Source organism: Paenibacillus amylolyticus (assembly GCF_036894225.1).
GTDB lineage: Bacteria > Bacillota > Bacilli > Paenibacillales > Paenibacillaceae > Paenibacillus > Paenibacillus amylolyticus.
Genome location: NZ_CP145892.1, coordinates 2196001 through 2207884, shown reverse-complemented (window position 1 = coordinate 2207884; position 11884 = coordinate 2196001). Strand labels below are relative to the sequence as shown.

Genomic DNA, 11884 nt, shown 5'->3' with positions numbered 1-11884 from the left:
TTGACGCATCAAATATTGATACATCAATGATTCGAGAGCATCCAAATAATCATTAGGCAATGGCATTGTATACTGCAACATTAATCATTGGTTAACATACGCCGTTGTTCATGATTCAGATTCACCCGGGAGGTCTAGTCATGACACGTATTGTTTCCAAAGAAGAACAAATCATCAATCTGTTGAACGTGTTGGGTAACAAACTCAGTCCCAAGTTCGAACGCTGTACAGGTATCAGTTCCTCTCGCTTTGAAATTCTGCATGAGCTGGATCAGGTCGATGAGATTAACCAATCCATGCTGCAGAAAATCATTAACATTGATAGTGCTGCGATTACACGCCACTTGAAGCAACTTGAGGCGGACCTGATGGTTACAAGACGTAAGAATCCCGATGATAATCGGGTCACTTTTGTTCGTTTGACGGACCACGGTCGGAAGCAGATTGAAGGCTACAAAGCTGAGAAGACCAATTTTATCAACCAGATTTTACAGGATTTCAGTGAAGACGAAGTTCAATCACTCGCCGATTTCCTGGAACGTATGCAGAACAATTTCTAAACCCATATATAGAGGAGAGATCCATGCATGAGTACACTTCAAAGCAAATTCCAAAAAACCAATGATTTTAACGAAATCACCTACGGTCGTCGTTCTGTTAAACTTTACGATCCTGAAGTGAAAATTAGCCGTGAAGAAATGACTGAAATTCTGTCAGAAGCTTCCCGTGCACCATCTTCGATCAATTTGCAGCCTTGGCGTTTTCTGGTTGTAGATACAACTGAAGGTAAAGAAAAGCTTGCTCCACTTGCGAGATTTAATCAAAATCAAGTGTTGACTTCCTCCGCAGTCATTGGCGTATTCATTGACATGAAAAACGCGGAACATATGGAAGAAATTTTTGGCAAAGCCGTAGAACTCGGTTATATGCCACAAGAAGTTAAAGATATGCAACTATCAAAAGTATTGCCTTATTATGAAAATATGCCTGCTTCCGCTATTCGCGAAGTTAATATGATCGACGCTGGACTTGCTTCCATGCAATTAATGCTTGTAGCACGTGCTCACGGTTATGATACTAACCCAATCGGTGGTTACGAAAAAGACCAAATCGCAGAAGCATTTGGCATGGACAAAGAGCGTTATCAAGCGGTTATGTTGATCTCGATCGGTAAATCGGCCAAAGAAGGTCACCCATCCTACCGCCTGCCTGTAGAAACAATCACAACTTGGGCATAATATCAGGGACGGTTTCCCCATTCTTAACACATTCCAAACAAACACAATATGGAGGTTATACATTATGATTATCATTCACGCTCATCTGCAAGTTAAACCGGACCAAGAGCAAGCATTCCTCGCAGCTACGAAAGAACTGATGGCTGCTACACGTCAAGAAGAAGGTAACATCAGCTACGATTTGGCAAAAAGCACAGAACGCGAACAACAATACACGATGATTGAACTGTGGAAAGATGAAGCTGCTACAGCATCCCACAACACAAGCGCGCATTTCCAAGCTTTTGTTCAACAAGCAGCAGCATTCATGGCCGCTCCAATGAACGTTGAAGTATTTGCTGGAGAACAAGTTAAAGCTTAATAGCGCATTAACTGCCATGCTTATAGTGCATGTGAAAAAGCTGCTCTTGGTCATATGACCGAGGGCAGCTTTTTAGTTTCCTTTTGAAATAAGTTCACTTCAACAAAAAACACGCCAATTAAGGCGTGTTTTCTTCACTCATTGAAGAGGTATTAAACAAGTGAACATGGACTACACTATCCGAGCCGGAGTAATGCTTTGCGGATTGTTAAACACATTTTTCGGGTCATACTTTGCTTTGACTTTCCGCAGTCTGGCATAGTTGGCTCCATAGTACACTGGACCGGAATTCTTGATCCCTTGGTCTGGAACGTTGATGTAGGAACCCACAATGTATGGTTGCAATTTCTTGCGAGTATTACGAGCGAGTGCGATATTTTTGGCGGCATGGGATGGTTTGAGCCACGTACTGGTCCATTCCACATAGAACTTCTCTTTACGCCAGAAGAAGGCGGTTGATCTAGGTGATTTGCGACTTACTGCTCCGCCCCAGTTGAGGAAATAGAATCCGCCTGGTCCCTCTTCCAGGTTCTCCAAAAATGTTCGCATCGATTTAATGGCTTTGTCGGGGAATGGTTTTCGTCCAAAACCGGACGAGAACTGGTTGCTATACCGTTGAGTTTCGGTCGGATCAGGTTGTAATAAGAACTTCACAACTTCCGTGTAAGGTAACAAACGAACAATGGAACTTGTCGGTGTGCCAACACTCGTAATCGGCTGCAATAGACGGAGTGCCTCTGTTTTTGACCCTAGGAACAGCCCCTCCATGACGACATTACCACCCTTTTTCGGTCCGATGGACAACTCGCTACCCAGTCTTGTATCCACAGAGGGAGCCCACCTCTGCCATACTTTGAGCACCTTTTCGAATTGAGCCCATGGCCAGGTAATCTTAAATACAGTTGCTTTCGCTGGAGCACGGCGCACTTTGAATTTGTAGCGGGTGTATACTCCGAAGTTACCACCGCCCCCTCCCCGCGAGGCCCAAAAGAGATCTGAATTACGATTTTTATTGGCCCGAATCACTTTTCCTTTGGCGTCCACCATCTCCACCTCAAGCAGGTTATCACTGATAAGACCGATGGTACGCTGGAGAGGCCCAATTCCCCCACCTAATGTAATTCCACCGATTCCTACAGTAGGGCTGTCACCAAAAGGAGCTATGAAACCTTGCTTGGCAAGGGTATTTGCAATTCTTCCCACTCGGTTTCCTGTTCCAACAACAACCGTTCCATTTTTTTTATCAAGCTTGATGGAATTCAGATCACTCACATCAATCACGATACCGCCATTCACCTGTGAAAGATTCACTTCAAGCGCATGTCTGCCGCTCCGCGGCCTGATCGGTACATTGTTTTCACGAGCCCATCGGATAGCATTGGATACATCCTTCGTCCGTTGGGCAAATACAAACACTTTGGGAAATTTGTCCGTATGCGGGTCCCAGTTCTTGCGCGCCGCTTCATATCCCGGATCTCCTTTATAAATAACCCGTCCGGTAAGCTTTGTTGATGATTTCACACGTCCCACTCCCTGCTGAATAATTGTCCTACAGCCTCTGATGCATCAAGCACTTTATACTGTATGACGGACATTCGCGGAAGGAATGGGCTGGTGCCTTAAATTTCAAGGTTCATGTTTCAGAGGAATCAATTCTGATTAACTTGCGCGCTTCCTGTTCTTTTTCACCATACCAGACGAGCACGTCGGCAAATAAATCCATGATGCGAACAAAGTTCTGCTTATCCGCTTCTGAAATCTGATCTGCATACTTGAAAATCTCATCAAAGCAAAGTTCCCTTACAAATTCGGTATACTTCGCATATACCTCGCGACCTTTCTCAGAAGGTTTGACGTAAATGTCTTTGCGGTTACCGCTTAAATGAAATTTTTCGAGCAGGCCTTTTTCCGTCAGATTCTTCACGTTCTTGGAAAATGTACTGCGGCTTACGCCCAAGCGTGCTGCCATTTCCGACATCTTCTCTTCCTTGTCCTCGGCTTCCAGAATGTATTCCAGCGTCTGAATCTGTGAGGCAGAGAACATCATGTCTGTACCATAACTTCGCTGCAGCTTATACGTGTTTGAGTACGCATTACCGTATTTGATAATTTTCTCAATCAGTTCCCGATGGTCGCCCATCCAATCTAATTTCATGCGTAATCCCTTTCATATTCAGATTCTCTCTCTTACTCTACTGAAATCAGATCCGTTTTTCAATCCATGTAATTGCTTCTTCAATAACATCATCACGAGTCGGTTCATTAAATATTTCATGCATCAGATGAGCATAAATTTTGAGTGTTTTATCCGTTGAAGCGATATCGCCGTAAAAGTCACGGGAATCCTTTTCGCTGACCAGTCCATCATTTGCTCCATGCAGAACAAGTACGGGATCTGTAAACTGCTTGGCGTTCTCCTTCAGCCATGTTATGCCATTTCCCAAGCTGTTAAATAAATCTACAGAGATCTGCTTTTCAACCAGTGGGTCATTCGCGTAAGCGGATACAACTGCGGGATCACTACATACGCCACTGCCCAGCTCATTCGGGAAATACGTGCCTGTAGGAAGATCCATCGGCAGTTCTCCGGCAACTTTTGTATTGTAACGAGTGAGCGCTCCGGATAGTACGATGCCTCTGACCTTGCCTGGATATTTCGTTCCAAAGGACGAGGTTGCAAAACCGCCCATACTATGTCCGATGACAAACAGCGGAAGATCGCCGCTCTCTTGCAATGCCGCCTCGACAATGACATGAACATCTTCAATAAGATGATCAAACTCTTTATAAAACGTACGTTGTCCCTCGGATCTGGCATGACCACGATGGTCAAACCGATATACATTAAAACCACGTTTATTTAGTTGTTCCGTCACATAATCGTAGCGACCTGCATGCTCACATAGTCCATGAACAATGACTGCAGCTGCCTTCGCATCACTAACTAAATTTTTACTAGAATATAGCCGAGTACCGTCAAAAGATTCAATTGTTGTTTCAATTATACTCATAATATTTCCCATCCCTCTCGTTACGCTCAAGCACCAAACAATTAAAATTCTTTAGCACAGGGCGTTTATTAAGAATGAAGTCCTTATAATTATATTCAATAAGAACAATATCGTTTCTTATAGAAACAATATTATCACCGTCAGCAACCCTTGTCTATATATAATTAAAGCGTTTACATTAAGGCAAAAAAACGCCATAATATATTTCGTAATGACGTCTTTTTCGTTATGGTACCTAGGGGATCGAACCCCTGACCTTATCGCTGTCAGCGGATCGATACTCTTCTGATCGTTAACAGAAATGCGGAGAAAAGCCATCTGTGTCATCAGGCAATAATTTTATGCTCTACCACCCTGTAAACAACGGCTTCGGACCCACATGCGTAGGAAAGAGCGGCAATACTTCCTCTGCCAACTCCTGAATCACCTCAGCAGGAGGCCGACTAGAAAAATGAATGCCTAGTGCAGCATGATTAACTCCCACCGCTCGCCATTCCTCCAAAAGCTGAATCAAACCTGCCCGACCTGTACGTAATATGTATCCGCCACGAAGCGGTGTTCGCGGATAATTGACATCTTCCACAAGATCAATCCATTCGTTGGTCATATGCGGTTTGAACATGCCATTAGGTATTTTTTCACGCCAGGCACTAATCTTATGGCCAAGCATCTGAGGACCGGATTCGTTTGCCGTTGCTTCGGGATATGTGAGCCAGCCGTCACTGTTCTCCGCAATCCAATCTAAAGACTGCCTGCTTGAACCCGTCACAACGAGCGGAATGCCACCGGCTGCGGGCTTCGGGAGCAATTCAAGCTCTTTCAATTGACCAAGAGAAGATTGAATTGCGCCAGTTCTATCCTGTATAAGCTCACGAAAAAACTCCACCGTCTCCCGGAATCGCACATCACGATGCTCCCCATCTATCCCATATGCCGGAAACTCAGCAGGTCGGTCGCCAGAAGCAATCCCTAACACAAGTCGTCCGCCCGAGAGTACATCAATGGATGCAGCTGCCTTGGCTAAATCAATCGGATGGCGAAGCGTGAAGATCGCGCTTCCTGTTACTAGGGAGACGTTTTTGGTTCTTGCAGCAAGATAGGCTAGATAGACAAATGGGTCAAATACTTGTCCAGCATCTCCAAAGCCGGGATCAAATAAAGGGACATCTCGCACCCATACGGCTGCAAAATTGCGTTGATCAATGCTTTCCACGAGGTCAGCTTGACCTTTTAGAACATCCATGTGTCCTTTATAGAATTTAAATGGTAAAAACAGCCCTATTGTTAATTGGTCTGGGGCAAACATACGGCGGAAACCAGGGTGTTGATTGAAGTTTTCCACCGCTTTTGTTGACGGATTTTCTATTCGTTCCATAACATCTATAGGTTTGTTCATTCCTTCTCCTCCTACAACAATAGTAATCCAGTGCACTGATATCTTTTCAATTCGACCGGAACTGATATAATTGTAACCATCGATTGACCCCATAAGTAGTGACAACTCTCAACAAAATCATAGGGTCAGTTCTGGCAACGAGGAGGATTAGCATGATTGATTTGACATTATTGTTGAACAAAGAGTCTGGAGATCCGTTATACGCTCAGCTTTATCACTATATTAAGAAAGATATTTTGAACGGAAAGTTACCAGCCGATAGTCGTCTTCCCTCTATTCGTTCACTATCCAGCCACCTCCACATTAGCCGTAATACAGTCGATATGGCCTATCAACAGTTATTAGCCGAAGGTTATGTCCAGAGCAGGCCAAGGAGTGGCTTATACATAATGGATTTGAAGCTGGAAGCATTGCCCCTGTCCCATGTAGTGAGTAAAAATTGGTTGGAAAACAGTATTCAGGATAGCCCTGAGATTCGATACAATTTTCGTTATGGTGACGTAGATGCCGAGCATTTTCCATTTGCCACTTGGCGCAAGTTATCCAATCAGAGCTTAATCCAGAACCAAATGAAGTTGTTCTCTTATGGCGATCCTCTTGGAGAACCGGGACTTCGATCTGAAATTGCAAATTACCTGCACAGCTCTAGGGGAGTAAATTGTTCACCTGATCAAATTATAATTGGAGCTGGTGTTCAATACCTGCTCGGTGTGTTATCTGGATTAATAGATAACGTTAGTCATGGTATCGCGATGGAAGACCCGGGATATGACGGTGTTCGGACGGTTTTTCAACATAAAGGTCTAAACATTCACCCGATTCCGCTGGAAGCAGATGGTCTTCATATCCATAAGTTATACAAAAGCAATTCCCGCATCGTCTACATTACACCGTCACATCAGTTCCCCTATGGAATGGTCATGCCGCTGGCCAAGAGAATGCAATTACTGAAATGGGCAACAGATCAGAATGGGATCATTATTGAGGACGATTATGATAGTGAGTTCAGATATGTCGGCAAACCGATACCTTCCCTGCAAAGCCTGGATACTCAACAGCGAACCGTTTACCTGGGGACATTTTCAAAGTGCCTTCTTCCTTCATTACGTATTGCGTATATGGTTCTACCACATGCCCTGGTAGAGCTACACCGTAAACAAGACTACCGATTATATGATCAAACAGTCTCTCCTTTTCAGCAGAACACCCTAGAGCTGTTTATGAGTAATGGACATTGGGAAGCCCACATTCGCAAGATGAGGAAGGTATATCGACAGAAGCAATTCACACTTATTTCAATGATTCAGAAGATGATGGGTGCTCAAGTTACCATCGTTGGTGAGGATGCAGGACTTCATATTTTGTTGCGTGTACATAACGGAATGGATGAACACAAGCTGATTGCTACTGCTGAGAAGGAAGGTGTTCAGGTCTACCCGGTATCCCCCTTTTGGGCGCAACCAGCTCAAGCGGAGCAATCCATGGTTCAGATTGGTTTTGGTGGATTGAGTATTGAGGATATTACAGAAGGTGTATATGCCCTTCACCGGGCTTGGTTTGGGGTCTGAGAACATTCGTGTGGCCACGACCACAAAACCAAACCATTTCCACATCGAAAAAACCCGCTTAACACTCGAAAATCCTTGTGTTAAGCGGGTTCTTTACTATGGAACCTGGAGTGATCTATATTTCTTATTTTAACATTCTAATCATTCATCTCATCAACAGCAGTCTTACCAGCGATTCGCCCAAAAGTAAAGATATCCGTCAAGGCATTACCGCCTAAACGGTTGCCTGCATGTATACCTCCTGCAACTTCCCCAGCCGCATACAGATGTGCAATCGGCTGACCATTTTCATCCAATACGCGGGTTTGGGTGTCGATCTTAATTCCGCCCATGGTATGGTGAACTGCCGGCTTTCTAGGCGTGGCATAGAATGGAGACTTCTCGACTTTTAAGCTAAACGTATCCTTATGGAACTCCGGATCAAAGCCCGCATCCACATATGAGTTATACTTATCAATCGTATTTCTAAGAACTTCAGGTTCCATTTTGATTTTCACTGCCAGTTCTTCTATCGTATCGGCTCTGAACAAGGTACCTTCTTCGACTTGACGGTCTATCTTTTCCTGGCTTGTGTTCGCTGCCGTTTTCTTGATCTCGTCATCCGCAATCAGGTAAAATAAACTTCCCTGCTCGATAGCTGCTTTCGTTAGGACATCTCGTCCAGAGAATTCATTAACAAATCGTTCTCCCTTTTTATTAACAATGACAAAGTTTTCAGGAGGTACTTGCAGTCCACTGAAGAGTTCACCCGTATCCGGATCGGCTACCGGCATCATTTGAGTGAAGCCCATGCCTGTCAGCGCTGCTCCTGCACTCTTACCTAGCGATATTCCATCACCAGTCATCGCATAGGAATTTGTTGTTTTGATATCATCGTCAATATGGCTCCAGTATGTGTTGTATTCCTTGAGCATCTGTGTATTTGCACCAAAACCGCCGCTGGCAAGCACAACGGCTTTGGCATGAATGGTTATTTTCTGACCATTGACACCTGTTGCGATAACACCTGTTATTTTTCCATCTTCGATGATCAATTGTTTGACCGGGCTATCTGTAATAATTTTTCCTGAATGCTCTTCTACATATTTGCTAAGTGCAATGATAAAGGCAGAGCCATAACTTTTGACAGGTTTATGGCCGCGGCGCCAAAGGGCACCCACTGGAGCAAATACGATACTCTTATCATACTCAACCCCGATATCCTCAAGCCACCTTACACTTTCCAAGGCACGGTCTGTAAGTACTTTGACCAGACCGTATTGTCCATAGATCATGCTCCCATTCAGGTCTGTACGTTTGCCCCCAAAATACGTTTGCATTCTGTGAAGAAGTGGGGAGTCGAATAAATAAGCCTTTTCTGTGCCAAACTTATCCTGATACGCAGTAAACTCTTCTTTGAGTGCATGGAAATCATCTACATATTCTGGATGGATCAAGCTCTCATCGGTACTTAATAAATTCTCAATCGTCTGTCTTTCCCCTGGATTCTCAGTGAACTGTTGTTGCCATACAGGATCTGCAGCATTGACAGGACCACCTGAGCGGATCGTATTTCCCCCAACAGCAGGATATTTCTCAAGCACAATCGCACTTACTCCTTGTTGTAAAGCTGTAGCAGCAGCACTGAGTCCTGCGCCACCTCCACCTACAACGACCACATCGCAAGTGTATTCTTCGTCATCTTTCATCTGGCTGCTAGCAGGTTTTGGACGTCTTTTCAGGATGTCAGGATTCACTCCGGCAAGCTTAACCGCTTTGGCTACACCATTGATGACAGCATTACTGGTTTCAGAAGCACCTGAGAGAGCATCTACATTCAGCGTCTGTCCCTCAATGATTTTATTCGGAATTCTTACAAAAACAACATCGGCGATCCCTTCCGTTTCACCCTTCGAATCGATATCGATGCTTTCTATTCTATTTTCACTAAAGGATACCTTCATCGGCAGATTGCCACTGTGACCTATGGCATTGATCTCATACACACCGGGATTATAAGTGAATTCTTCTTCTTCGTTCAGCTGATTTGAAATTTTGGCAAACCGAAGGAACCGCAGGAAACATGTTTCCAGGAAATCGATCGTTCCTTCATTGTTCAGGTTGCCTGATTCGTCAAATGCTTTATGTGCGCTGCCAAGCAAAAATTCATACCCTGGCATCACGTTAGCTTCGACACCTGGTGCATCCAGGATTTGACGAAGATGCAGTTGTGCACGCGAGGAACCTTGTGTTCCCTGTGACGCACCTATGATCATCACGGGTTTGCCAGCCAGCGGATGGATTTCAAAGCTCAACCATTCCAACAGGCTTTTAAGGGATGAAGGGATGGAATGGTTATATTCTGGAGTCGCAATAATGACACCATCACTTGCGATAATTTTTTCATTAAACGATTGTATAATTACACTGTTTGTTTGGTTATCGGACTGATTAAACATCGGAACATCTGTAATATCGAGGATTTCAATGGCTGCTCTGGACTCAAAATGCTTTTGTATGAATTGAAGCAGCTTGCGATTATACGATTTCTTTGCATTTGTGCCAACGATTGCTATGATTTTCATTGTGATTAGCCCCCTACTCTTGCCAGGAAAATTTTTTCGTTTTTTTCTTCAACGTCCTTTTGGATAACAGTTCCGTAGTGATCTCCGTAAACAAAACAAACTCATTGAAGATTTCGTCAAGCTCGGCCACTTTTTGAGCGTCAATGAGATTACCACTGCTATCAAATGCACTCTGGGATTTTCCCAAAAGAAACTCGCTACTAGGCATCATTCTTGCACCAAGCTCAGGTGAGTCCAGGATTTGTCTAAGATGCGCTTGTGCCCTGGAAGAACCGAGCGCACCATGTGAAGCACCCACAATCAGAACAGGCTTGTCTTTCAAGGTTTGAGTGGTATAACTGATCCATTCCAGCGCACTTTTCAGAACGGCAGGGATTGCATGGTCATACTCAGGAGTAGCGATAATGACACCTTTCGCTTTAGAAATTTGATCTAATAAGTCTTGTACCTTCACAGGAATATCAACTTCAGCATCCTCTAATTCATCTTTTTCAATAAAGGCAGGCAAATCCTTAATTTCAAACAAGTCAATCTTGGCTTCACTAGCAAAATGCTTTTGCATAAATTGAAGCAGCATGCGGTTAGTTGACACATCCGAATTCGTGCCCACGATAGCTAAATAGTTCATCGTAATCCCCTCTCTGTCATTCGAGATGATGTTCGTAACTGTCAGGCTCAATCTTTCGGCCTAACTCTAACATATCAAAGCTCAAATGATCTAATAGTTATTCATTGCAGTTTGATAACTAATTTGTTATAATCACCTCAAATTCAAAGTTTGTTACTTTTTTCACAAGGGGTGAGGAACATGTCTAAGTTAGAATCTCAAGATATCTTGTGTTACATTGACAGCCTATTGAAATACAGCAACTATAGCAGGGCCGCACAATCCCTTTACATATCTCAGCCCTACCTCACAAAGGTTATCAAAAAAATCGAAATTGAGTTGGGCTGTGAGCTAATCACTCGCAACAAACTTCCGTACCGATTAACCGAGCAGGGGAAAATATATTATCAATACTTAACGTCACTTGAACATAGCTACGCGAAACTTATAAGGGAAATCTCATATGTATCGGATATTGGCAATAAGGTGATACGGATCGGAATCCTTCCCAGCCTCGGTGTGTACTTAACGCCCCTTTTTTTACCAGATTTTCTCGAGCTTCATCCTGCTTATAAAATTAATCTTGTCGAGGATTTACCTGAAAAAAATGAGAAACGTCTCCAAAATAATGAGCTGGACTTCTGGATCGGGCAAAATTCAAGCAGTATCTCCCCTAACTTGAACTCGTTTAACTGGGGCAGGCACAGTTACCAGGCCATCATTCCGCGTTGCTGCGAATTATATCAAGAGAATGTTGCAGTCATCCCGGAGGGCACGATTGAGATCAGCACCATTTTGAATCAAAAGCTTATTCTAACGTCCAAAGGTTCGGCAATCCGAAAACAGATTGATCAATTGCTCAGTGTCTACAAGGTGCAGCCTAATATCGTTATGGAGAGCAATGAAATCTACACGGTACTGAAGCTGGCAAAGCATAATTTAGGTCTGACCTTTGTGCCTGAAAGTATCCATATCAAGGAGTGCCCTTCGGAATACAACATCTATCCAATCCCTGTAGAGAAGATGAGTCTGGATTATTTTATAGCCCATCATGGAGAAAAAAAGCTGCATAGCGTGGATCATGACCTCATCCATACTTTTCTCAATCACGGACAACAATGTGCAATATAGGAGGCTAT

11 protein-coding genes are annotated in these 11884 nt (G+C 43.8%); 5 read left to right on the top strand and 6 right to left on the bottom strand.

Features of this window, described 5'->3' with window-relative positions:
• The first annotated feature begins 140 nt into the window (after nucleotides 1-140).
• The 3 genes from V6668_RS10030 to V6668_RS10020 all read left to right on the top strand — a co-directional run bounded on the left by V6668_RS10030 (nucleotide 141) and on the right by V6668_RS10020 (nucleotide 1599).
• Nucleotides 141-560 carry a MarR family winged helix-turn-helix transcriptional regulator gene (locus tag V6668_RS10030; protein ID WP_036609779.1) on the top strand — a complete coding sequence of 140 codons (420 nt, stop codon included), beginning with the start codon at nucleotides 141-143 and terminating at the stop codon, nucleotides 558-560.
• Between the two features lie 27 nt (nucleotides 561-587).
• On the top strand, nucleotides 588-1238 hold the full coding sequence (locus tag V6668_RS10025; RefSeq protein ID WP_338708309.1) for a nitroreductase family protein: 651 nt from the start codon (nucleotides 588-590) through the stop codon (nucleotides 1236-1238).
• 64 nt (nucleotides 1239-1302) lie between these two features.
• A complete protein-coding gene (locus tag V6668_RS10020; RefSeq protein ID WP_076252271.1) occupies nucleotides 1303-1599 on the top strand; it encodes a putative quinol monooxygenase in 297 nt (98 codons plus the stop codon).
• Between the two features lie 171 nt (nucleotides 1600-1770).
• Here V6668_RS10020 and V6668_RS10015 read toward each other — a convergent pair whose 3' ends face one another.
• The 4 genes from V6668_RS10015 to V6668_RS10000 form a co-directional block, all read right to left on the bottom strand.
• Nucleotides 1771-3120, bottom strand: coding sequence for an FAD-binding oxidoreductase (locus V6668_RS10015; protein ID WP_338708307.1), 1350 nt, complete (start codon nucleotides 3118-3120; stop codon nucleotides 1771-1773).
• Between the two features lie 112 nt (nucleotides 3121-3232).
• Nucleotides 3233-3754: a MarR family winged helix-turn-helix transcriptional regulator gene (locus tag V6668_RS10010; RefSeq protein ID WP_036609787.1), complete on the bottom strand. Its 522-nt coding sequence runs from the start codon at nucleotides 3752-3754 to the stop codon at nucleotides 3233-3235.
• Nucleotides 3755-3800: 46 nt separating this feature from the next.
• Nucleotides 3801-4610, bottom strand: coding sequence for a lysophospholipase (locus tag V6668_RS10005; protein WP_338708306.1), 810 nt, complete (start codon nucleotides 4608-4610; stop codon nucleotides 3801-3803).
• Nucleotides 4611-4956: 346 nt separating this feature from the next.
• Nucleotides 4957-6006 (bottom strand): LLM class oxidoreductase, encoded by a 1050-nt coding sequence (locus V6668_RS10000; RefSeq protein ID WP_338708305.1) that lies wholly within the window; start codon nucleotides 6004-6006, stop codon nucleotides 4957-4959.
• A 152-nt stretch (nucleotides 6007-6158) separates the two neighbouring features.
• Here V6668_RS10000 and V6668_RS09995 point away from each other — a divergent pair, with 152 nt between their 5' ends.
• Entirely contained in the window at nucleotides 6159-7574 is a 1416-nt protein-coding gene (locus V6668_RS09995) for a PLP-dependent aminotransferase family protein (RefSeq protein WP_338708304.1), read from the top strand.
• 137 nt (nucleotides 7575-7711) lie between these two features.
• On the opposite strand, the gene V6668_RS09990 is transcribed toward V6668_RS09995, so the two are convergent.
• Both V6668_RS09990 and V6668_RS09985 read right to left on the bottom strand, forming a co-directional pair.
• On the bottom strand, nucleotides 7712-10138 hold the full coding sequence (locus V6668_RS09990; protein WP_338708303.1) for a flavocytochrome c: 2427 nt from the start codon (nucleotides 10136-10138) through the stop codon (nucleotides 7712-7714).
• 13 nt (nucleotides 10139-10151) lie between these two features.
• On the bottom strand, nucleotides 10152-10766 hold the full coding sequence (locus tag V6668_RS09985) for an NADPH-dependent FMN reductase (RefSeq protein WP_338708302.1): 615 nt from the start codon (nucleotides 10764-10766) through the stop codon (nucleotides 10152-10154).
• Between the two features lie 180 nt (nucleotides 10767-10946).
• Here V6668_RS09985 and V6668_RS09980 point away from each other — a divergent pair, with 180 nt between their 5' ends.
• A complete protein-coding gene (locus tag V6668_RS09980) occupies nucleotides 10947-11876 on the top strand; it encodes a LysR family transcriptional regulator (RefSeq protein WP_338708301.1) in 930 nt (309 codons plus the stop codon).
• The last annotated feature ends 8 nt before the right edge of the window (nucleotides 11877-11884 follow it).